The sequence below is a fragment of the Paenibacillus sp. ISL-20 genome, from assembly GCF_018613005.1.
GTDB lineage: Bacteria > Bacillota > Bacilli > Paenibacillales > Paenibacillaceae > Paenibacillus_AQ.
In genome coordinates, this window is sequence record NZ_JAGGRD010000029.1 from 1 (window position 1) to 22,615 (window position 22,615).

The following is a 22,615-nucleotide window of genomic DNA, read 5'->3' on the forward strand; positions in this document are numbered from 1 at the left end:
CGGATTCATCACTTGTAGAAGAGCTTGCTGGAGAAAGCGATCCATCCGTTACTCCGTCCACACCAGGTGCTCCGCCGTTCTGGACCACCCGTTTGTAAGCGAGCCGTAGGTTGTTTCCTTCGAACATTCGCTCCAGCAGATCGTTCTGGTCTTCGCGAGAGGAAGGGGCGACTTGTGCCGGCGAAGGGCTCGGCACTCCAGCATACCCTCGCGGCTTCACCGCTTCTCTTTGCTGGCAGTTCCCTTTCGGGATATTCGGCTGTCTCTGCTCTTCACTCGAACGCATCGGTTTCCTCTCTCCTTTCGGTTCGGCCCTTCCGGTTTCCGGCGTCCCGTACTCCCGTACTATGGCCTCTGATGACTCCTGCGGGTTCAGCGTTACCTCTCGGTTACGGTTACGAAGTGACTTCGCTTTTTTTCTCCCGCAGGCCTCCCCAGATAAGAACGTCAACTTTCCGCCCGCGGCCACTGGAGTCTACAGTGATCGCCCTTGGCCGCTTCGGATTTCGTTGTGTATGGGCACTCATCCGGCGATCCCTGCCTCAAATCCAGTTCGTGTACCTTGACCCGTGCTTTTGCCTCCGGCTTCCTTCAGATTCCGCCTCGCGACGGACGCCCTTGCCCTTGGCTAACGGTAGGCGCTCGCCAGCCCCCGTTCGGGACTTTCACCCTAGAGATGACGCCCATGCTGGGCGTACCATGAAAAGGAGTGGGCCTGTGAGGCCCACTCCTTTTGTGCGTTCACGATTATTGATGGAACACTTTTGCTCTTGTCCTTGTAATTAACCACCAACGTATTGATTGTACAGCGACCTGGCCTTGGCGATATCCGATGTGCCATGTACCAGGGTTCTGCCGTCCCGGAATATAACCAAACGATGTGGATTCACCTGATAGATGATCATATACGGCGTCACGGTTGCTTTTCCTTGATGAAGCCTGTTCAATCGATCGGCCATTTCATCCAGTTGAAGCTGCAGCGGTCTGGCTGGCCTGATTTGTACCGTATCCCTTCCGCACAACACTTCGCTTTTATCAGCATGTTCAGCCGTCAAGTAAGGATATTTCGGATGCTCACCGCATGTGGGGCAGTCCGATTTTTTGGCTCGGTCCACGCCAAACTCCACCCGTTCATTACGCCATAAATCAAAAGACAGCATCTTTTTTCTAAGAGCATGTCGGTTTCCTGACAAAAGCTTCATCGCTTCCATCGTTTGATGGGCAACGACCATCTGTACCGCTTGCGGAAGAATTCCGTTAATGTCGCAGGTGTCACCACCCAAGGGAATCGTTCCAAGCAGACAGTTCAAGCATGGCGTCTCTCCCGGCAAGAATGTGTAACTCATTCCTGAGCTTCCGACGCAGCCTCCGTAAATCCACGGGATTCCATGCTTAAAACCGATGTCGTTCAGGATCAGCCGGGTCCCGAAATTATCGGTAGCATCCATCATCAAATCAACGCCTTGACAGAGTACCGACAGTTCCTGGGCACGTACATCCATAACGACACCATCCACGATACCATCCGAATTAATTTCGGATAACCGTTTAGCCGCTGCTACGGCCTTCGGTAATCGATCGATCGCATCCTGTTCGATAAACAGCTGCTGACGCTGCAGATTGCTCCATTCCACATAATCCCGATCCACGATCGTTACATGCCCGACACCTGCGCGAACCAAAGTTTCCGCTATAGCGCTTCCCAGCGCCCCAGCACCAAGAACGAGCACGTGACTGTCCCGGAGGCGGAGCTGGCCTTCTTTTCCAAATGGCGTAAAGCGCTCTTGCCTAGAATACCGATCCTCTCGTTCCTTATTCATTGTTACATCACGGTCCGGGGACTCCGAGGCTGCCATGTAGAGAGGCTGTGTACGATTTACTTCCTCCCTGTTATCGCTTAAACCAGACATGAATTTTCCTCCGATCAATATCTGCAAATCTTCTAACAAAAGATGACGTTTACGAAGTTTTTTTGACGACGACCCTTGATTGAAAATACCCATCCCACGAAGAGGATGGGCAGTTTAACTATGCAACCTAATACAACCTAGCATTTAGCGCCTTCTCCAGTATACCGCGATGACGCAGAATCCAGGCCGCACTCCGCGCCCTCCAGGCAATCCCCCATAGAAGGCCTTCCGTTTCCGGCGTGACCTGCAACTCGATCGCTTCCTCTGCCGTTTCCCGAACGACCACCTCAACGATCATCTCAAAGAGGGTGGCCCTGCTAGTTGGATCGAGGCCATATGCGTCAACCAAAAGACGGAGCTGCCTGGCACGAACCTCTGCATTTGGCAAACCAACTCTTTCAGCTACATCATCATCATGCAGCTGCGGAAATAGCCAACATACGCGGGCTAGTTCAACAAACGGATGTACGGGGCCGGCATATTCCCAGTCAATTAATGCAATCGGCATCCCATCACGGGTAACCATATTCCAAGGTGCAATATCACCATGGCTGTACACAACCCTGGTGTCACCCAGTTTACGCAGGAACCACGGCTTCCAGACAAGCCCGGGTTGCAGTTTAAATGTAGCCGAAGCGTCATGAAGCTGCCGCAATAATTGTCCTACTTCGATGATGCCTTTGTCGCTCCATGGTCCGGGATGAACAAATTCGCCTTCGATATAACTTAACATCTCTTGGCCTTTCTCATTACATCCTGAGCCTATAATATCCGGAATCGATGTAAACCCTGATTGCCTCAGATGCCTCAACAAAGAGTGTACAGCCGGAGTCCAAGCTCCGGCTGGGCGGTACACAATCTGGCCCCGCCGTACAACCGACTTTTCAGGAGAGAGCATAACGTCTTCTCCCTGATTTAAGTTATTTTCCGAATTCATTTTAGTACGACTCCCTTTCAGAAGGGAATTACACGGGTTCATGGGGCTATGGATGCGAATCCCCTTCATATAATGATGCCCCGATGGATAAGTCCATGTCGTCCATCAACATCCCCTCCGTTCATTTCAGGTTGTTTCTAGCATATCATAAATGCACTTATACCATAAAACATAAAACATAAGGCATATACCATACGATATACGAACGATATACGATATACGATATATACGATATATACGATATAGCATAAAACATAAAACCAATAAACGTAACCGTACGCCCCATTCTGCGGATATACATAAGGAGGACAGGCAGCAATCTGCCCATCCTCCTTATGGAATACTAATAAATTTATGATAATCAAAGTTTCATATATCCTGGCAGAGAGCAGGATTGTGATCCTGATATGAATCAGGAATTCTGGTTGGACCAGTCTTCGACGTTCCAGATCTTGGTCACCCAATCCTCATAAAACTCAGGTTCGTGGGAAACCAGCAGGATTGTGCCTTTATATTCTTTCAAAGCACGTCTTAATTCTTCCTTAGCCACAACATCAAGGTGGTTCGTCGGTTCGTCAAACAGAATCCAGTTGCTTTCGCGCATCAGAAGTTTACACAGGCGGACCTTGGCTTGCTCTCCGCCGCTAAGTGCCTTCAATGGACGGGTAATATGCTCGTTTTTGAGCCCACAGCGAGCAAGCGCTGCACGAACCTCGTGCTGGTTCAAATGTGAGAATTCGTTCCACACATCATCAATCGGCGTAATATTCCCTGGACGTACTTCCTGCTCAAAATAAGCAGGCACCAGGAAATCCCCTTGATACGTCTTCCCGGAGAGCGCCGGGATTTTGCCTAATATGGTCTTCAGCAGCGTTGATTTACCTACGCCATTACAGCCAACAATGGCAATTTTCTCTCCTCGCTCGATCAGGATATTCATTTTGGGGAGCAATGGTCGATCGTATCCGATCTCAAAGTCGATCCCCTCGAATACCGTTTTACCACTAGCACGGGATTCCTTGAAGTTAAACACAGGTTTAGCCGCTTCCTCCGGGCGGTCAATCCGCTCCATACGATCCAGCTGCTTCTCCCGGCTCTTCGCTCGGCCAGAAGTGGAGTAACGGGCCTTGTTCCGCTGAATGAAGTCTTCCTGTTTCTTGATGAATTCCTGCTGCTTCTCGTAAGCATCAATATGCTGGTTCTTATTGATATCGGCCATTTCCAGGAACTTCTCGTAGTTTGCTGTATAGCGAGTTAATTTCGCAAATTCCAAATGATAGATCACATCCACCACCTGGTTCATAAATTCCGTATCATGGGATATCAAAATGAAAGCATATGGGTATTGCTTCAAATATTGAGTGAGCCAATCAATATGCTCAACATCCAGATAGTTGGTGGGCTCGTCCAACAACAATACATTTGGCTTTTCCAGAAGAAGTTTTGCAAGCAATACTTTGGTACGCTGTCCCCCGCTTAATGTTGCTACATCGCGATCCAAGCCAATGACGGATAACCCAAGACCATTCGCCATCTCTTCAACCTTTACGTCCAACATGTAGAAATCCCCGATATCCAGCTGCTCCTGAATTTCACCCATTTGTTCGAGCAGCAGCTCCAACTCTTCAGGAGAAGCATCACTCATCTTATTGGTGATCTCCATCATTTCTTTTTCCAGCTCCAGCAGAGGCAGAAAGGCATCCTTCAACACATCACGAACCGTTTTGCCAGGTGTCAGCTTGGTGTGCTGATCCAGGTATCCGTACCGGATCTTCGGTGTCCACTCCACCTTGCCGCTGTCTTTTAACAGCTGCCCGGTCAAAATATTCATTAGTGTTGATTTGCCTACGCCGTTTGCTCCAACCAAACCAACATGTTCGCCGGCCAACAAACGAAAGGATACATTCTTAAATAGAGTACGTTCCCCGAAATTATGTGATACGTTCTCTACAGTCAATAAACTCATGGCTATAGTAACTCCTGTCTGTATAAAATGAACTTATTTCATGTTAATTTAGCGAAATATACACAGTCAAGAGTTTATTGTATCACATCCTGGAGTCCGGCAGAAACCATAACTTTCAGAGATTATAGAACACCGGGATTAGAACAGCTTTTCTCCTGATAACCGGCTGCCGCTGCCTCCTTGGCACTCGGAAACACTTCTTCCACGCGATAGTTGTATTGGCAGACATCACGATAATAATATTTGAGTCCCCTGCTATCCACGCCTCCGAAATAGACCGGAGCTTTAACGAGTCTGCCGCCTCCAAGGGCATAGTTATTATAATACTGATCGCCCAGGGGAATACCTTGAATAAACGCCATCATACCGATATCATCAATCGTATTCACCCACTCTTCCTGGGATATCAACGGAAGCGCGAACATATAGGATACTCCGTTTCGGAGCGCCGCTTGGTTATGCCGCTGTATGTAATAAGCAAGATGATCTTGAACGGTATTCACAATCGTGATCCGCCTGACTTGTTCAAACCTATCCTTCTCTTCCAGCAAAGCTACACCCGTCCTGCCAGTCAGATCTTGCCGAAAGCCAGAGTGCCAGATGGAGGAGCCTCCACCTGATTCATATACCTGAACGAAGGAATCCAATGTAAACTGGATGCTGTTGCCCCTGCCATCATTCCAGGCATAAGGAATTTTGGGTGTCCATCTGTGCTCCATGAGCCCCTCCCCATACGCGTTGGTGAAGGTTTGCGAAACATACATATAATACCCGTCATAATCCAGCACAACGATAGCAGGAATATACCACCACAGGGCAGTTTGCGCAGCTGGATCATCCGCGATCCCCATATTGATGTACAGCGTCCGGGAAAAGGACTCCAGCGCTCGCTCTTTGTCCGCACGCATAAATTTCAAAGAATCATATGCCGACTCTTTGTCCTGGGTCTCATTATCGTTCAGCATCACCCCACCGTCTTGGACGGCTGCGCGCAGCGCAGCCGAATATTTCATCTCTACGTACCGGACATCCTCCAGACTCTCGGCACGCATGCTCAGGATGATAAACATGGGGAAAAACACGGCAGTGAATACGATGGCAAGATCAATAGAAATAGGTAAGGATTTGATACGATCACCTCCTTTTCCCCTTCTCCGCACCGTGCGTGCGACTTTCATCGCACACGGCGCTCCATCTTTCTAGATTAGATTATCAATAGGTTCCAAGTTACTCATTTTACGGTACTGTTCGATTTTCTGGATCATTGTGTCGTCGAAATCGAATTTGGACATGAGCTTAACAATCGTCTCAGGTTTACTCGCATGAACAATCATGTGAATGTTTTTATGCAAGATACGCAGGTTACTATAGCTGTCAGACCCTCCTAAATGTAGGGGGAGATAATGGTGGCAGTGCACCTCATCAGCGAATAGAAAAATACCTGTTATTTCGCATTTCCCTGCCCTCATGCTGTATCTACTCAGTCTGTTGTCCATGTACTCAACTGTTCGGTATGGTATCTTGGATTTCAGAAGTTTGGATATCTCAGCACGAATGTCCGGGTTCAGTTCTTTTATTAGGATTGCTCGACCACCGGGTGTAAACGGATTTAGACCTTGTTGAAAGTTGAGGTTGTTCACCGTTTTTACATCCCTGAGTGGGAAGAGAAGGACTCCACAAACTTTGAAAGTTCTGTAGTTGCTTTTATAGAACTTTTTATAAGTCGGAGGTGGAATTCCTGGGTATTGGTATTTCCCGACTGATTTTAGACGATTGTAAGTGAATGCTTTTAGATCATAGGCAAGACGTGAGAACTCAACACTAACGTGTGTTGCTTTTGAAAAATAGTTGTGCACCCCAAGGACGAAGCTGTTGTAAAGAAGAGCGTTTTGAGTAACGGGTTTCTTGTGTAATGCCATGATGCGTGTTTTTGCATCATTTTTGATTTGTTTTTTCTTCTTGTCGCTGATCCCCGTATACGCAACTCTTCGTTTACCTTTCTTTTCTGCCCATATAGTAAAACCTAAGAATTCCGATTTTCTTTTCCTAAGATTAACTACTTGGGATTTCTCGGGTGAGATATCGAGTTTGAGCCGACCCTTGAGATATAGCCTAACAGCGTGGTACCACTTTTGTGCGGTTTTCCAATCTCGACTTAGAATTTTGAAGTCATCTGCATAACGGACGATGTAACCTTCTTTAAGGTTAGTTTTCTTTAGCGCCCTGTTTCTATGGTATTTTCCTGCGTAAGTGATATTCGTTACGAAGGTTTCCCATTGTCCTGAGACCCATTGATCTAAGTCATTTAAGACTATGTTCGAAAGGAGTGGTGATAGGATACCACCCTGTGGCGTACCTTTGCTTGGAATGCCTTCCCCTTCGATTTCCGCTTTCAGCATTTTGCTGATTATTCGTAGTACCCTTTTATCTCTGATCCCCATATTCCAAAGCTGTTTGATGAGCAGCGTATGGTTAACGTTGTCAAAGAAGCCTTGAATATCTACATCGACCACGTAGTGTAAGCCAGCCGTGTTCACTAGGTGTTGAATTCTCGCTATGGCATTGTGTGTTGATCTGATTGGTCTGAAGCCATAGCTGTGTCGGTAGAAGTATGCTTCTGCGATAGGCTCAAGGATTTGTTTAAAGCACTGTTGGATAATCCTATCCTCTATACATGGGATACCTAATGGCCTTTTCTTGCCATTGGGTTTAGGGATATGGACTCGTCTCACCTTTCTAGGCTGGTAATTCGAGAGTTTACAACTTATTTGCTCCACAATTTCTTCTTCCGTTAGTGTTTTTAGGTCTTCAATTGTTTTGCCATCTGTGCCTGGTGTACGCGACCCTTTGTTGGACTTTATTGTCCTATATGCCAGCAGAATGTTCTGCTTTGTGGTAATTAGGTCGTATAAGTTATGGAAGCATATCTTTTTTCGGGCATTTTCGTACAACTCAGTAAAAGTGTTCGTCATGTCATAGTAGTCCCAGTAACGCAGAGCTTGCACTGTGGTTTCACCTCCTTGATGGAGACCCACATTCTTACCAGATCGGTGCAATTCACTTTTTGGAAAGATTGATCTTAATCTAGAAAGACTCGAGGCTGTTCCTCCATATCCATTACAGATACTTCATCAGTCGTGCCTCTACTCTCACAAGGATTAATACATTTCAGTCGTTATACTGACCTTATAGTAACCGTCTGGGATGGCAGTCCCGTAATGCGACGTCCCTTGCTTTCCTTGTACCCTAAGGGCTAGCTATCCATGCTTAACCGTAGGTGTCTCCTTTGAGCCTGTGGACTTGATATCGCCTTAGTTCGATATAGCGTATTTCCTAGACTACAGTTGTACTTTACGCTATCCACCCTGAGTAGTATCAGGACATATGTTTCCATATGCTATGAATTTAGACCCGTACATTCAGAGATTCGTCAGATCCCTTGATCATTCTCACCATAGTTAGCTTTTCAGCCATCCGGCATATCAGTAGGCATACCTTCTCTTGGAGTGGCTTTAGCCTTCCTTCTGCCGACTTCACCTGTGCTTCGTACCTGACATGCTGCCCATGTCACGCACGCAGGAGATTAATGGAATTGTTTCAGGAAACATGGCTCCGTCATTCCAATTCTCGACCATAGAGTTGGACTTAGTAGATAAGTCCCTGCATTTCCCGCTCAAGGCGGTTATAGCAGAACAAGTCACACGTAATCTTCATTCAGAACCAAGCCTCCGTAAGGGAATGCGATTGCTGCTTTTCCACCTGAATTTGATCCGGTCAGCGCATCGAACATCATCAGTCCGGGTGTTTGATTCAGAGAACTGACACTTACCTGGAAGTGATCTCCGGCCGTTAAGCGGTATCGGCGTCTATCATCGTGTTTATCAACATTCGACTCCGGGAACAAATATCCCATAACATCTTCCTGATAGTAAGCATCGTATACGACGGAATAACGGTTCAGAAATGTACCAGGATCTGAAGGATCCGCATATTCCGGGTGGTACTTCTTGTGATGATGTTCCATCTCCACATTGTAAATGTTCCCGGTGGCTGCCAGCTCTTGCAGGAAGTCATTGTACATGATTGGAGTAATATACCCCTTCGTACGAACACTGTCCACGAATTTAGTGACGGATTGATAAACAACGAGTCGTGACAGATCATCCTGTCTTCTGGCCATCTCGCCTGCAGGAACCAAGTACAGCAGAAGAAGTGCCAGAAAGGCAGCAAACCATTTCGAAACCGAGTTTGACATTGTTGTTACCTCACTTTAACAAACTGGATGCTCTCCACATATCCATTGATTCTCCGAACGTACTCCGTAGCATAACGGGCGTTCATATCAATGATCGAAAGATCCAGCTCCTCCGGATTACTTCCTGATCGGAATAGTGCTCCATCCACATACATATTGAAGCCGCCAGCTTGAACCTCTCGCAGCGTGAATAATACTTCGCTTCCCTTATAAATGAGCTTCCTACTCTCGTTCGTCATCTCTACGGTGACCACACCGGCATGCTGCTCCTGAGTCATTTTACCTGCTGCTGATATACCGCCATCGACCATCGTCTGAATATGGAATGCATACAGGGCTGCGCCAAGAAATACTGCCACCCCTGCTGCCAATTCAAGCGCGCTTATCGTTTGTTCACGCAAGGCAAGTCACCTTTCTATTCATAACTATTGATCGAACTTGATGCCTCTGATCACGTTGGAATCATCCTTAACGATAGTAGCCTTAAATTTCCCGCTTGGATTGACGTACTCTGGGCTTTTCTCATCCATGACGAAATCGATATTCCCTTGTCTTGAATCCGGATTGGGAATCGAACCGTCCTTCTCCAACACATTGCCGTACCATTGCCCTGCTTTATTTTTCCCTGTTGCTATGAAAACGCCAAATTGATCCTTGTCCTTGTATTTGCGCAGTGCATTTGTCACCTGAGAACCGCTGATGGTTGTTCCGTCATACACGGTAAATGCTGCCTGGGATAGCTCTGTCTGAATATCTGAAAAGTTATTTTGAGCGGTTTTGGTTGCCTCCTGCGCCGAGATAAACAAAATAACAACAATGGTAATCAGTGCAATGGTCAGAAATATACCTGCTGCAACCTTTAAAGCGGATGATGCATTATTCATTGGAATCTCCCTCATTCTCTCAATTATTTTTTGATTCTATTAATCGTTATTCCAGTTGACCCATCTTCGTAGCGTTATAATCGTTGAATTTGCTCATAGTACGTCTCCATCTGGGAGAAACTCATGCCGATTAACGGGATGACAAGATACATAAAAATCAGCGCATACATCGGAGTAAAACCGATCATTCGCCCCCATGCGGCCTTCGTGTCGATCATCGCTTCATACTCCTGCTTGCGCTGCTCGAAACTGAATATCATTTCTCCATCGAGATCATCAAAAACATCCTTGATCGGTACTTTATCTACCGCAAGCAGCAGCTTGTCCACCAGCCGCTGAAATTCAGGAAACCAGACGTCTTCCTTCAATTCCAGCAATGCCAACTGTGCGCCATGTTCGTAATGAAGCAAGCTTTTTTGAATGGGAATCTTAAAAATAACGGCAAACCGATTAAGCCATTCTAATATGCCCTCAACCGAGATGCGCTCCATTCCACGCAGTATGGATATGACCGTCTGAAATTGATAAATTTCATGCCGCATTTCCATATTGCGTACTTTCCGGTGAAAATGCAGCAGCCATAATGGCGCCGCATATGCAGCCATACCTGCCAGAAAGGATAGGAGCAACTCCCACCATTTCAAATATTCGCTATCATAGCGCTGCAGCTTGGTCATAATTCGATCAGTTGTGATCTCAACTTGTTCCTTGGTCAATAGAGTAGGGTCTGTCTCACTGACCATTTGTTTGATCTGATCACCGGTTACATCCGGCGACATACGCAATTGTTCCATTAGCAGGCGATCACGCTCGACCGTTTCTTCTGCCTGCCGACGCTCGATCTCATTCATCTGGCCGAACAGGGAATGGTTCAGGGAAACGGGGACATACAGCAGATGATGTTTTGCCTGCACATGCAGGCCTGCTGCCAGCGATAACGATAGAAAGAAAGCCAGGAGGAAGAACGTCACCCTTCTGATATATAGCCATTCGAACTTGATTCTCGCGTTGCTTTCCTTTAGTAACCGCATCTGCCTGTCATATTTCACCGTACCAGGTGTCGGAGCCATCACCTTCACAAGCCAGCGCATAACAGGAATTCGGTACATCCTTTCTTCCAAGGTCATCTTTTGAACCTCTGCGCGGTAATCCGTTTCTCGATTTTGCTGGAGCTTCTGAAGCAAGATATAAGAAATGAAAATAATGACATAAATTGATATCTTGGTCACAAACCCAAGCTTGCTCATATAAAACTCATCCATCGATGGAAAACTGCTTCTGGCCCATCGTTCAATCGGTTTGGTGAAAAAGACCGGAGCCAACGCAATCACATTCAAGCCCTTCATTAAATAATCCAGCTTGTCTCTGCGCAATATTTCCAATTGGATCTCCTTGGTCAATCCGCTTAGTCCATGCAGATAGATAGAGCCTTGTTTTCTTGCATGATCGCCAAACTCCATGACCAGATGTGAAATACCGGCAAATGCTTTAAGATATCGGTTCGGTGCTACCTCATAATACCTCTCCAATTCGTCATCAGGATCGTTTGATACCAAGGCATTGTAGATCCGATGGGCATGCATAGAGATTTCATGCCCAGAAGTCTCCGCCCCCTCGTACAAAGCTTCCTCTACCATTCCATGCTGCTGATAGTGATGGCGGACAGAGGAGAACAATTCAACCGATTGGATAAGTATTTTTCGTTCCAGTCGGTTAATGAACATCTCAACGAGCATATTGTTAATAACCGCTGCTGCGAGAATAACAATGATAATAAACCCCAGGTCCGGATGACTCCATATAAGTAGCATGGCGGTTAACCCGATCGTGCCAGTAATCGCGAAGGCTAGTCTCACTGTTTCAAACCGGAGTGATATTTCGTCGTACGGATGCATGATCGCGATCCGCTGTCTGATCCGTTTAAGATAGGCTTTGATTAGCGGGAGCTTCATCCCATACATATAGGCCAATTGAAACCATTGCCGGTACCTCCCCCGCAATGATCTTACCTCGCCCGCATCCACCTTGACGGAAGTTACCTCACGATACCCTCGTCTCCTGTTCATCCACGACATGATACCGAATGTGATGGAAAACAGTGCCAGAGATATGATCAAAATCAGTATTAACACATCTTTAGAGGTCACTTTGTTCCCCCCAACCCGAAGCCAGAAACACTCTGAATTCTTCAGCATCTTCCGGATGCATCTGCTCCGTCATTTCACGAACACTGCTTTCGGATAACTTGGCGGCAGCGATATAGGCACCGTCCCGGTGTTCAATCACATTACGGGATACGAAATAACTTACTTCGTTCACTCTCCGCATATGTTCTGCACTTAGCTGAAAATACTCCTCCATGCTGCTCTTCCAGCGGTTTTCTGAAGTTCCCTCAAATGGTGGCAGGGATCCCTTCTCAACCGGGATGCACTCGGTAATACGCTCTATGTAACGGTTACCGTAAGCGTCTCTTCTAAGATGAATATCAAAGTTGATCACGCTGACCACCTGCTGCTCAGCAATATGCTCTTGCCTGAAAACGCCGCTCTTGAGCAAGGAGTTGCGCAAGGATTGTACAAGGTCTTTGAATGTCTTGGCATGATGGGTAAACACGGTAAACAAACTTGCCACTTGAGACATCTGTATCATCCATGACGCTACCTCGTCACTGGCAACCTCACCAAGAATATTAACGGTACCGTCCGTTTTCTTCTGCAGATCCAGACCTGCCTGCCCACTAATATGCTCGGTTTCCCTGAAGCTGAGAATATTCCTGCGGCTGTAGATTTTCCTTAAATGCAGCTCAAAGGCCATCTCCTGAACCCGAAGAGTATAAGACGCATAAATATGACCCACCATCGCCATGAGCAGCGTTGTTTTTCCGGAACCCTGAGCACCGGTGATTGCCGTAATCCGGCTGCCTTTCATTAAATACCTCAACAAACCGATCACCAATTCCGAGCCGTTTCCCGTAATTAACTGATCCAGCGAAGCCTTGGGCAGATCAAACTTGCGGACAAAGAACGCCCAAGACTCGGCAAATGGGGGCCGGACCACAACGACCCTGGAGCCATCCTTCATCTCATTCACTTTATAACCGCTGGCTTCCGAAAGCTGCCCAGGATGGTTGTATTTGTATATGTTTTGACAAACCCTCTTAAGTTCCAACATCGAACCAAATGATAAAAAAGCTAGATGGAGCGACACCCCTCGATAAAAAATCCACACACTCTCACAGCCTGTTGCAGGCGATTCGGTATGCGAAAAACTTAGTCCCAAGAACTCATCCTGGGAGTGAAAAATATCCTGTCCGCTGTCACGATTAACAGGAATGCCACTAACGCCGCCACTGATCCCGTCGATCCGTTGATCCCTGATTTCATCCACAACGGAAAAGCCTTTGTACTGCTGATAAATGCGCTGGACGACGATGTCAAGCTTCTCCGGAAACAAGAGCGGACGCTGCTCTGACTCATAGATATATGCGATGTCCTCCGCGGTAACCGCATAGACGCTGCCCTCTCCATAACCTGGAATCACGCGCGGCTCTGCAAGATCATACGTCTCAAGAAGTACGGATAGAGCATCCTCTCCGTGCCTCTGCTTATACAGGTATAATATGATCTCGAATTGATCCTGGGCTGTTAACTCGGTCTGATTTTCGAACGGAATGGCTGCATGAATGTTGGACTCGTTCAAACCTAGGTCTCTTACCAGGAGCTGCTTTAAAAAATCCTTTACATACGCCTTATCCAGCACATCTCCGGAAACGCAGCCCTTGAGGGCACTTCTCAATTCGCTTCGCTTGTTCAGCCTGCGGCGATACTCCTCTTCGTGCAGCCCTAAATCAGACAACTGGCTGTGCGTCAGCTGATGGAGGCTTTCTTTAACAAACGCAGTCATAGCTTCAAGAGAATAGGGATCCGATCCCCGCGACATCGTAGCCGCCGGTTTTCGGGTATCCAAATAACGCAGATATACAAATAGCAATACAAACAAAATCATGACGATGATCCATATCGTATTCAAGGAATTACCCAAGAGCATGCAGGCCTCCCAGTTTCGAACCGCTAGCAGGAAGACCAAGGTGTTCAGCCACGGCATCCGCCAGATTACGAACCGCATTATACAGTGAGCTCATGCGTTTCAGGTCAGCTCCTCCCCGGCTTCGCTGCATGTAGGGCATAACTGAGCGCATATTCCATGCATCCGTCATCCCGGAACAATACGGAACACCAAGTACCGTCGTCTTGATGCCAAAGCGGCGCTTGATATTTTGCAGTGTACAATGGCTATCCCGGTCATATTTCCCGACGATATACAAGCATGCCTTGTCACTCATTTCTGCGGGCAACCTCTCCTGTTCAATCGCACTCTCCAGGATATGTAAATTTTGATTCAAACCAACCACGATTAAGTCTGCCGCTTGAAGTATCGCCCGATCTGCCGCACCAGGAACTCCATTTCCTGCATCGGCTACCGTGATGTCGTAACTTCGCTTGGAGGACTCCATAACTCTGGTCATAAGTTCCGCCTGTTTCCTGTCCTCCGCATTTCTTGCGGCATGTATAGCATCGGCAAATATGGGTTTCGGCCCACATAAAAGATCGAGCCGATCAGACAGGAGCGGCAAGGTATAATTGCGTACATTCTCTGGGCTCAGTCGCCCGCTTGCATGAAGCCGTTCCAAGGCATCCATTCCGGTATCTTGAAATGCCGTCATATAATCTAATGATTCCTGTTTATAGGTAAAGGCTTGCTCCACTCGTTCGCCTGCATGTCCACCATGGGCGAGCAGCACTTTGACCTGATATTCAAGCGCCAACACGATAGGTAAGCTCGAGGCCAACATCGTACTGCCACTGCCGCTCTTCAAGGGACTCCATACAGCAATCAGACTCATGCATGCCTCCTTCCTGCTTGCCGAAGTGCCCGGCGAATATGCCGCTGCTCCATTTCCGTTAAAAGGCGGAGAAGTTCGGTAAGCGATCGTTTATACTGTCTGGACAATGGCTTGATGCCCAATCTTCCTGCATGTTCATTTTTTATTTTCAAAGCGAAAAACAATTCATCCCACGGCATTTTCACGGGAGGACCCAGCCACTGAATCCGGCTGTCTTCCAGATAGCCTTCAATGTAGGTTTCATCCATCAAATCTTCAATGACCTGAACATATACCCGGTGGAAAGGCGGTAGTGGATCATCAGTTCTTGAAGCTCTCAGTTCATCAAGCAAAGCTGTACTCTTACGCAGTCCTGTTACCTCGAACCCGCTAACCCAAACATGGGCATCTGCTGTATCCCACTGCATCTTGTCCAGGAATTCCGTCTTCTCCACGTCCATGACGATATAGTCATATTTCTTCTCGTCTGTTTCCTCCAGATAGTCCATCAGCGACGTATAGTTCTCAAATCCGGTTGCCACATCGAATCCGGCAAACTCCATAACCGGCAGCTGTGGATGTATCACGCCTATGCAATGTTTGTACTTCGCATCAATAGCACCATCCACCAGCAGTACTCTGTTGTCTCCATTGGCTAATATTTTGCACATATAGAGGAGCATGTCGCTCTTATCACAGATGCCTGTAAATATCCACGTCTTCACTTTGATTACACTCCTTCACTTACCATCTGTTCTTCGGGGTTCGCCTTGTCTTACTAAGGACTTGAGAATATCAACTCCGCTTCTGGTGATTCCTTATCACTGCTATTCTGGGATTCTGGCGAGCCGGATGATCCCAAAATCTGCTCTGCTTCTGAATCCCGCTCTTCACGAAGCGGAGTCCCTGTATTTGTCTCATCGTCAGAACGGATGTCAGCGGTATTCCATTCCGTATCCGTTGAAGATTTTGCTTGGGGGCTTATGTTGGACGCAGGACTCCAGGAGTCCGGACTCCTTGCACCGCTAGCAAAGATCGAGTTATGATGCATGTCAGATACCTGAGCCTGCTGATTCGGTTGAAGCTTCTTTAAATCCTCTTCCAGCGTGTTTCGCAGCGTAACCTCGAAAAACTTCTCAGCTTTCTTCACAATATTCGGGTTGCTTGTAATCAGCTTCGTTACTTCAGCGTTCGGAGGATAGTTAGGAATCGCTCTATCTTGCAGCTCCGGCTCTACATAGGTGAGTGCATAAAGCGTTGCATCATGCAGATAAGCATCCACCAAAGCGCTGGAAAGCAATAAAATCTCCTGTTCGCTTAACGTCGTCCAGAACGCTGGATTTTGAAGCTTGTCGATCTTCTTCTTGGATAAAATGATGTAATCCTGTCCGGTAGGAAATTGAACCCTTACATCGATCACATCCCCTTGGCGTAAATTGCTTGGCAGATATACGGACTTCATCTCCCGATGACGGAGATCAGACGGTGTCGGCTCTTCTTCAAAGAGCATCGAGCGGGTAATCGGTGTTCCCTGCAACAGCTCGATCTTAGCCCCCTTCCCTGCGATCTCTTCCTTGACCGAGAACAAATTGCCGGAAGAACCGTCATCAGGCAAACGCACTTCCTTAATATCCTTTGCATCTATGAAATGACCAGGCGGAATATCTTTTAACGGAACCCATGCAACCTTCATTGAATTGAGCTGCTGCAGCTGCGTCTCTTCAAGCTCCGTGATTCGCTGCTCGTATTTAGTACGCTCTACACTCTGCTGCTCTTTATAACCGTGCACATAATACATCATTGCGCCAGCACATACGGCACCCGTTACGGCGGCGCCGGCAAGACCAGCAAATATCAGTTTGCGGCTGCGCCTCCTGATAATCGGCATTGCTTCATCTCCTTCAGTTCATATGCAGTTAATTCTTTAGAAACCTGAATCTTCGCTTCCTTTCTGCCGGCGGCAAGTAGTCCTGAAATAACTGTGCAAATGCCTCCCGGCTGCTGTCCGGTACTTCAAACGGATCCAATTGCAGGGGTAAAGCATAAACTTTATTCGTCCCTAGCGCTCTTCTCATCTCTTGAATTGTTTCTTCTCCTGCGAGAGGCAGTGCATAAACCCTGGCCGGCTGTGGGTGTCTTAACAGCATTCGGGCCAGCGTCACCACATCATGCTGTCGCCACTCCGCTCCTGATCCGATAACGATAGGCAGATCGGCCCGAAGGAACTCCTCAAGCCGTTCGCTGTCCCGGTATGCTCCCAAATCCAACACAACTGCATCGTAGCTGCCTCCGAGCAGCGAAATAACCTCCGTTCTGGCCGTTTGCCGCCAAAAATGAATCCCGTTGATTTCGAATTTTCGGATAGACCCCAGCTTCCCGCCCTCGGCAATTTCCTGAATCCGGGTAAAAGCGGTGGATTTTGCGCTCATTTCCACGATAGCTACCTTCCCGTACCTTGACGCCAAGTAATGACCAAATGCGATACAGCTATGCGTTGTTCCTACACCGGACGATGTCCCCAATACGGCCGTCACAAGCGTCCCGGCTAGCGTGTTGGACTGAACACCCGCTATATTCGCAGCAATCGACTGCTGCCTGTTTAGTGCTGAACGAACCTCTACCGTGGATTGATATCGGTGCTCCGGAGCATACTGCAGCAGCTTTCGGATAACGGGCACAAGCTCTCTTGGTAAATCGCCGCGAATATGTCGCTCCACGCCCGTTATCCATTCGCTGAATTTGCCTCCGGTTGAGAGATAAAGCAGAAGCGCGCCAAGTCCATACAAGTCCGATCTCGCATCGCTTTGCCTTCCTCCGTATTGCTCCGGCGCTGCAAATCCAACCGTGCCTAGCTTGACGGTATCCTCGCCACTCTCCTGTTTATAACTTCTAGCGATCCCAAAATCGATGAGTCTAACCTCCAACTGATCGGTCAGCATAATGTTCGATGGCTTTAAATCTCGGAAAATAACCTGAGGTTCGTGATGATGGAGATACTCCAGAACATCCAGCAGTTGCTCGGTCAGTTCCATAATGAAGTCCGGATTCACATTTCCCCGATATCCCCGGAAGTACTTCTCCAATGTCATGCCCTGAATATAATCCATAACTAAATAGGTATAGCCTGTATCCTGAACATGAAAAAAATCGACAATACGCGGCAGCCGCGGGTGACTGAGTTTAATCAGAAGCTGTGCCTCATCCTGAACGGCGCGCTGCATACCGGGTTCAGACAAGCACTCTTTCACTGCCCATTTCTTCCCGGGCAGCTTCAGATCCTCGGCTAGATATACACAGCTCATGCCCCCTTCACCAATCACGCGGTCAATCACGTAACGCTCACCCAACACTTCCCCATGTACCAATCTGCAAGGCTGATTCATGTCAACGCCCTCTCCTCTGACTTACAAGCACAACAAAAAAGGAAAGCACTCCGCCACATCACTGAATTGTGATGAATAGCGGGATGCTTTCCCTATTGTTATCGTTGGTTAATTTTGGAATCATTATAGAACAAGTTACATTCACTTGTAAAGACTTTTTTAATACTTAATCATATACAGCGTAATCTCGTCCCGATTATGGAACAGCTGCTTCGCTCCCTGAATCTGCATTCTGGACTCTTCAAACACCGACATGATCTCTTTCACGAGCGCCATCGGTTTCTTAGTCAGCAGCTTCACCGTAATGACAGCAGTACCGCCCGTTTGAAGACTGTGCAGCAGCCCGGTCACCATTCTGGCCATCAGTTTGGGGCTCCAGCTCATGTCGCATACCAGCAGATCGAATTCATGCTCTCTAAACGACACGTCCGCCGCATTCTTATGGACGACACGAAGGTTCTTATGCCCATCCAGTGATGGATGCATTTTAGCCGGATCAACTGCCGTAACTTGCAAGCCGCGCTCCAATAGAAAGGATGTCCATCCGCCAGGCGCTGCTCCGATATCAACAGCCTTGCGGAAGGAATCAAACGGAATCCCGAACTGCTTCTCCGCCTCAAGGAGCTTGAATTTGGCTCTTGAGATTTGTCCCTCTTCCCGTTGAAAACGGACGGCGCCTCCGTTCCAATCCGACAGGTTGTCCTCCGGCCGCGACACGCCAACGTACCAGACGCTGTCAGCAGCGAATAGTGAAATAATCCATTCCGGTGCCTGGACCGTGTATTCAAGTTCCATTGCAGCCAAGCGATGCTGTAATTCATCCCGAAGCGCAGCCGGGTTTGCCTTCCACGAGCTGTTCTCCGTCTTTCGGATCTGGATGGATACACGGCTGCGGCCTATCTCCTCCCGCTTCATAACATGCTCAACGACCGCCTGCAATGTTTCGGCAGCGGTATCGGCTGTTACCTCCAGATGTACCGGAAACAGATGCCGCAGAAAAATAGGCGGCTGAGACGTAATTAGCCGCTTCGCCTCCTCTTCGGAGAGGCCGATTGTCGCCAAGAACACCTCGCCCGGCATCATCATCGTGCTCTTTATACTACCAAACATCCGGCGCAGCTCTTCTTGGGCGTAAGGAGCAAAGCCATGGTTTGCCGTACATACCCACTTGCTGTGAAAATCCCGGTGACTTTGATTCTGTTCCTCATGCTCTTGCATCACATTTAATTCATCCAAACGGATTAACCTCCAGAAATAACTTTGATCCAGGGACGTCCGCCATCCCATTCCAGCTGAGCGTCGATATCATAAGTTTGTTTGATAAGTTCATGGTTTAATACTTCTTCTTTTGTTCCCGCACCCGTTAAGCGGCCGTCTTTCATGAGCGCCACATGAGTAAATAAAGGGACAATCTCCTCGATATGATGCGTGACGTACACAACCATAATTTCGCGCTGCCTCAGATTGTCAATCTCCTGCAGCATCTTCTCCCGTTCATACAAATCCAGGCCGGCACAAGGCTCATCCATAATCAGAATCTTCGGATCGGCCATGAGGGAGCGTGCCAACATCACCTTTTTCCGTTCTCCCTGGGACAATGTCCCGAGAGGCTGCTCCGCCAGATGTCCGAAATTCATTTCGTTCAGCAGGGAATAGGCTAGATTCCTGGCCTCTTCTGGAATGTCCTGGTAGAAGCGCAGAAAGGCATAAGCCCCTGTTGCCACAACCTCCCAGACTGGGTCGCTCAGGGTCAATTTCTCTAATAATGACTGGCTAATATAGCCAATGGACTTCCGGACCTCCCGAACGTCGCATTGTCCGTAAACATGACCCAGGACCTCAACACGCCCACGGGAAGGAAACATATATCCTGTCATCATTTCCAGCAGCGTCGTTTTGCCTGATCCGTTCCTGCCCAAAATGGCCCAATTCTGTTCCGACTTCATCTCGATACTAACATCATCCAGAATATGACGATTCCCTCTGACGAGCGACACATGCTGTAACGAAATCACGGCCTCACACTCCTAACAAAACTTACGATATCCTGCACGGAACCCATCCGGTACAGCACCTCCGGCGCGGCGAGAGGACTGGGCTGAATAGCCAGCAATGCAGGAACGCTGCGAATTTGATACCGTTCCACTATGCCCGGTAGAAAGTTAACATCGGCTTCGAGCAGCTGTACATCCGGCAGCACATGTTCCACAATGTCGATCATCTTACGCGCAGCGGCACATGTGCCGCATAATGGCGTATGTAAAAATACGATGACAGGCTCCGCATTCGCATCTCGTTTCGTCAGGCGCTCGTGCCATTCAAGCCTCTCTGTCAATTCACGCTGCGTAACCTCAATCATCTTGAACCCTGGGCGACTTCCCGCAGAACGGATTCCGGCATCGGTCCATTGTGGACCTTTACGCTTTTCGGCATGTGCTCATAGAGCAGCTCATACATTTTTCTTCTGCCCGAAGGGCTTGAGGTGTGCAAGTATATTTCTTTAGCCTGCAGATTTTCGGCAATCATGGCCGCAACTACGTCGCCGCCGTTCATCTGGTCATGCCCGAGTTCAAAATCAAGTGACAGAACATCCACTTCACATTCACGGAGCATCAGCAAACACTCTTCCCCGTTTCGAGCCAACGCAAATCCTTTCGGATTGGGGCGCCAGTCGTCTAAATACAGATGAATCATTTTACTCTCTCCCTTAATCAGGACCAGGACAGCACCTTGGCGATGTCTTCCCGATGCGTGCCGTCAGCCCCTTTTTCACTTTCCAGGACAAATGCCTTGCCCGCAAGTTCCGGTGCCAGAACCAGACGCTTCAGAGCTTCTATGCCTATCATACCTTGTCCGATGCGGGCGTGGCGATCTTTTCTTGAACCGGCCCCATATTTCGAATCGTTCAGATGAACGGCAACGGTGGATTCCCAATAGGCTAGCTCCTTGCCCCTGGCAAGGAGCTCATCCGTATTTGAAATGTCCCAGCCTCCGGCAGCAAACAAGTGGCAGGTATCCAGGCAAAAGCCTATTTTTTCCGGATCATCAGCAAGCTGTCTAACCTTTACACTCTCTTCAAGCGTCATCCCCATGGACCCATGGTCTCCCGCCTGATTCTCGATCAGCAGCTTGGCCCTTCCCGTCCAGGAAGCCAACACATCATTCAAACAGCGAATAATATTCTGATACCCTTCAAGGATATCCTGGCTCTTGAGATGCCCAAAATGAACCACAATACCCAGCGATCCGCAAGCCTCGGCAATCATGAGATCATTCTTAAGGGAATCTACGGTCAACTGGTAAAACTCTTCTCCCCGCGTTAAGCCAACCGCCATATTCGTCGGATATGGTGTGTGCGCGATCGAAACGAGTACTTGTTCCTGACAAAACTTTGAGCATGCGGCGGCATTGCGGACATCCGGCGTCTTCAAATGAAGACTGCGCGGATTTTTCGGGAAATACTGATAGGCGAGTGAACCGATGCCGGCTGCGTGCTGAGCTGCTGCGAGAAATCCGCCTCGTGTGCTGACATGACTTCCGATCCGGACTTTAGACTTCATGCTGACAATTTGGACAAAAGAACACTTTGCGCGAGGTATGCTCCGCCTTCACGATCAGCGTGCCGCAGCGAACACAGGGCTCTCCTTCGCGATCGTAAACTTTACACTCGTCGTTATAAGCTCCCGTCAGAGTATCCCCTTCCTGAAACGGCATTTCCATATATCCGCCGCCATCCGTCGCCTCGTGCATCACTTTAACGGCACTCTCGTATAACTGCTCTAACGACTGCTCCGATAAATCCTGAATTTTGGACAGCGGGTGAATGTGAGCATCAAAGGCAATCTCATCCGCATAACAGTTGCCAATTCCGGCGACAACCTGCTGATTAACCAGCGTTGTTTTTAAAGCGCCCCGCCGTTTTCCAATCCGTTCAACGAAGCGCGCTTTGGTCATTCGCCGATCCAGAAGTTCAGGACCAAGCTCTTTAAGCGCATTTTCCGTTTCTCTGGCTGTTAAGAAATGCAAGTAACCCAGACGCAGACCGATAAAATACAGCACCTGTTCACCAAATGTGATCTCGACCTGGGTCGACCTTGAGGGACGCTCCTCATCCCTATGCCCTAAATACAAAATGCCGCCCAGCATGAGGTGAAGCAGCAATCTGCCTCCGTTATGCAGATGGAATATGAGGTGTTTGCCTCTACGCTCCACAAAAATGACCTTGCTTCCCTTTAACTCGGAAGTAAACTCGTCAACCGTCACATTCAGTGATTTTTCACGGTTCACGACAACATTCGTGATCGGCACATTCAAAATGCTCTGCGATAACAATCTTCGGTAATTTTCCATTTCCGGCAGTTCCGGCATCATTCATCTTCCCTTTCGTCAATCACAAAA

Annotated in this window: 20 protein-coding genes and 1 pseudogene; all 21 read right to left on the minus strand. The window is 48.1% G+C overall.

Features of this window, described 5'->3' with window-relative positions; genetic code table 11:
• A pseudogene (locus J7E85_RS34095) lies at positions 1-451 on the minus strand (hypothetical protein); the annotation flags it as partial.
• Between the two features lie 331 nt (positions 452-782).
• Positions 783-1,856 (minus strand): ThiF family adenylyltransferase, encoded by a 1,074-nt coding sequence (locus J7E85_RS18200; RefSeq protein ID WP_251035823.1) that lies wholly within the window; start codon positions 1,854-1,856, stop codon positions 783-785.
• Between the two features lie 181 nt (positions 1,857-2,037).
• A complete protein-coding gene (locus J7E85_RS18205; RefSeq protein ID WP_215160156.1) occupies positions 2,038-2,847 on the minus strand; it encodes an aminoglycoside phosphotransferase family protein in 810 nt (269 codons plus the stop codon).
• Positions 2,848-3,259: 412 nt separating this feature from the next.
• Entirely contained in the window at positions 3,260-4,813 is a 1,554-nt protein-coding gene (locus tag J7E85_RS18210; protein WP_076321167.1) for an ABC-F family ATP-binding cassette domain-containing protein, read from the minus strand.
• A gap of 122 nt (positions 4,814-4,935) precedes the next feature.
• On the minus strand, positions 4,936-5,883 hold the full coding sequence (locus J7E85_RS18215; protein ID WP_483311326.1) for a hypothetical protein: 948 nt from the start codon (positions 5,881-5,883) through the stop codon (positions 4,936-4,938).
• Positions 5,884-6,012: 129 nt separating this feature from the next.
• Entirely contained in the window at positions 6,013-7,818 is a 1,806-nt protein-coding gene (gene ltrA / locus J7E85_RS18220) for a group II intron reverse transcriptase/maturase (protein WP_215160159.1), read from the minus strand.
• A 692-nt stretch (positions 7,819-8,510) separates the two neighbouring features.
• Positions 8,511-9,068 (minus strand): hypothetical protein, encoded by a 558-nt coding sequence (locus tag J7E85_RS18225; protein ID WP_215160161.1) that lies wholly within the window; start codon positions 9,066-9,068, stop codon positions 8,511-8,513.
• Positions 9,069-9,073: 5 nt separating this feature from the next.
• Complete coding sequence (locus J7E85_RS18230) at positions 9,074-9,469, minus strand: hypothetical protein (RefSeq protein WP_251035821.1); 396 nt, start codon at positions 9,467-9,469, stop codon at positions 9,074-9,076.
• A gap of 24 nt (positions 9,470-9,493) precedes the next feature.
• On the minus strand, positions 9,494-9,952 hold the full coding sequence (locus tag J7E85_RS18235) for an ABC transporter permease (protein ID WP_215160163.1): 459 nt from the start codon (positions 9,950-9,952) through the stop codon (positions 9,494-9,496).
• Between the two features lie 74 nt (positions 9,953-10,026).
• Positions 10,027-12,099, minus strand: coding sequence for a hypothetical protein (locus J7E85_RS18240; protein WP_215160164.1), 2,073 nt, complete (start codon positions 12,097-12,099; stop codon positions 10,027-10,029).
• The gene (locus J7E85_RS18245; protein ID WP_215160206.1) at positions 12,089-13,999 is read right to left on the minus strand and encodes an ATPase, T2SS/T4P/T4SS family; all 1,911 of its coding nucleotides are present in this window, start codon (positions 13,997-13,999) and stop codon (positions 12,089-12,091) included. Before J7E85_RS18245 ends, J7E85_RS18240 begins: the two co-directional genes overlap by 11 nt.
• Positions 13,986-14,855 carry a CpaE/TadZ family protein gene (locus J7E85_RS18250; protein WP_215160166.1) on the minus strand — a complete coding sequence of 290 codons (870 nt, stop codon included), beginning with the start codon at positions 14,853-14,855 and terminating at the stop codon, positions 13,986-13,988. The genes J7E85_RS18245 and J7E85_RS18250 overlap by 14 nt, the downstream gene beginning before the upstream one ends.
• The gene (locus J7E85_RS18255) at positions 14,852-15,559 is read right to left on the minus strand and encodes a hypothetical protein (protein WP_215160168.1); all 708 of its coding nucleotides are present in this window, start codon (positions 15,557-15,559) and stop codon (positions 14,852-14,854) included. Before J7E85_RS18255 ends, J7E85_RS18250 begins: the two co-directional genes overlap by 4 nt.
• Before the next feature lie 53 nt (positions 15,560-15,612).
• Positions 15,613-16,722 carry an SAF domain-containing protein gene (locus J7E85_RS18260; protein ID WP_215160170.1) on the minus strand — a complete coding sequence of 370 codons (1,110 nt, stop codon included), beginning with the start codon at positions 16,720-16,722 and terminating at the stop codon, positions 15,613-15,615.
• A 28-nt stretch (positions 16,723-16,750) separates the two neighbouring features.
• Positions 16,751-18,217, minus strand: coding sequence for a serine/threonine protein kinase (locus J7E85_RS18265; protein ID WP_215160172.1), 1,467 nt, complete (start codon positions 18,215-18,217; stop codon positions 16,751-16,753).
• Positions 18,218-18,376: 159 nt separating this feature from the next.
• Positions 18,377-19,453: an SAM-dependent methyltransferase gene (locus tag J7E85_RS18270; RefSeq protein ID WP_215160174.1), complete on the minus strand. Its 1,077-nt coding sequence runs from the start codon at positions 19,451-19,453 to the stop codon at positions 18,377-18,379.
• A 5-nt stretch (positions 19,454-19,458) separates the two neighbouring features.
• On the minus strand, positions 19,459-20,232 hold the full coding sequence (locus tag J7E85_RS18275; RefSeq protein WP_215160176.1) for an ABC transporter ATP-binding protein: 774 nt from the start codon (positions 20,230-20,232) through the stop codon (positions 19,459-19,461).
• On the minus strand, positions 20,229-20,576 hold the full coding sequence (locus tag J7E85_RS18280; protein ID WP_215160178.1) for a thioredoxin family protein: 348 nt from the start codon (positions 20,574-20,576) through the stop codon (positions 20,229-20,231). Before J7E85_RS18280 ends, J7E85_RS18275 begins: the two co-directional genes overlap by 4 nt.
• Entirely contained in the window at positions 20,573-20,911 is a 339-nt protein-coding gene (locus J7E85_RS18285) for a cyclic-phosphate processing receiver domain-containing protein (protein WP_215160180.1), read from the minus strand. Before J7E85_RS18285 ends, J7E85_RS18280 begins: the two co-directional genes overlap by 4 nt.
• Before the next feature lie 17 nt (positions 20,912-20,928).
• Positions 20,929-21,777 carry a deoxyribonuclease IV gene (locus J7E85_RS18290; RefSeq protein WP_215160182.1) on the minus strand — a complete coding sequence of 283 codons (849 nt, stop codon included), beginning with the start codon at positions 21,775-21,777 and terminating at the stop codon, positions 20,929-20,931.
• Positions 21,767-22,585 carry a DNA-formamidopyrimidine glycosylase gene (gene mutM, locus J7E85_RS18295; RefSeq protein WP_215160184.1) on the minus strand — a complete coding sequence of 273 codons (819 nt, stop codon included), beginning with the start codon at positions 22,583-22,585 and terminating at the stop codon, positions 21,767-21,769. The genes J7E85_RS18290 and mutM overlap by 11 nt, the downstream gene beginning before the upstream one ends.
• Between the last annotated feature and the right edge of the window lie 30 nt (positions 22,586-22,615).

Bases quoted from the DNA above. Each gene is read 5' to 3' on its own strand.
- J7E85_RS18200 (WP_251035823.1), bottom strand. From the start codon at position 1,856: ATGGCAGCCTCGGAGTCCCCGGACCGTGATGTAACAATGAATAAGGAA.
- J7E85_RS18205 (WP_215160156.1), bottom strand. From the start codon at position 2,847: ATGAATTCGGAAAATAACTTAAATCAGGGAGAAGACGTTATGCTCTCT.
- J7E85_RS18210 (WP_076321167.1), bottom strand. From the start codon at position 4,813: ATGAGTTTATTGACTGTAGAGAACGTATCACATAATTTCGGGGAACGT.
- J7E85_RS18215 (WP_483311326.1), bottom strand. From the start codon at position 5,883: ATGTTTATCATCCTGAGCATGCGTGCCGAGAGTCTGGAGGATGTCCGG.
- J7E85_RS18225 (WP_215160161.1), bottom strand. From the start codon at position 9,068: ATGTCAAACTCGGTTTCGAAATGGTTTGCTGCCTTTCTGGCACTTCTT.
- J7E85_RS18235 (WP_215160163.1), bottom strand. From the start codon at position 9,952: ATGAATAATGCATCATCCGCTTTAAAGGTTGCAGCAGGTATATTTCTG.
- J7E85_RS18245 (WP_215160206.1), bottom strand. From the start codon at position 13,999: ATGCTCTTGGGTAATTCCTTGAATACGATATGGATCATCGTCATGATT.
- J7E85_RS18250 (WP_215160166.1), bottom strand. From the start codon at position 14,855: ATGAGTCTGATTGCTGTATGGAGTCCCTTGAAGAGCGGCAGTGGCAGT.
- J7E85_RS18260 (WP_215160170.1), bottom strand. From the start codon at position 16,722: ATGCCGATTATCAGGAGGCGCAGCCGCAAACTGATATTTGCTGGTCTT.
- J7E85_RS18265 (WP_215160172.1), bottom strand. From the start codon at position 18,217: ATGAATCAGCCTTGCAGATTGGTACATGGGGAAGTGTTGGGTGAGCGT.
- J7E85_RS18280 (WP_215160178.1), bottom strand. From the start codon at position 20,576: ATGATTGAGGTTACGCAGCGTGAATTGACAGAGAGGCTTGAATGGCAC.
- J7E85_RS18285 (WP_215160180.1), bottom strand. From the start codon at position 20,911: ATGATTCATCTGTATTTAGACGACTGGCGCCCCAATCCGAAAGGATTT.
- J7E85_RS18290 (WP_215160182.1), bottom strand. From the start codon at position 21,777: ATGAAGTCTAAAGTCCGGATCGGAAGTCATGTCAGCACACGAGGCGGA.
- mutM (WP_215160184.1), bottom strand. From the start codon at position 22,585: ATGCCGGAACTGCCGGAAATGGAAAATTACCGAAGATTGTTATCGCAG.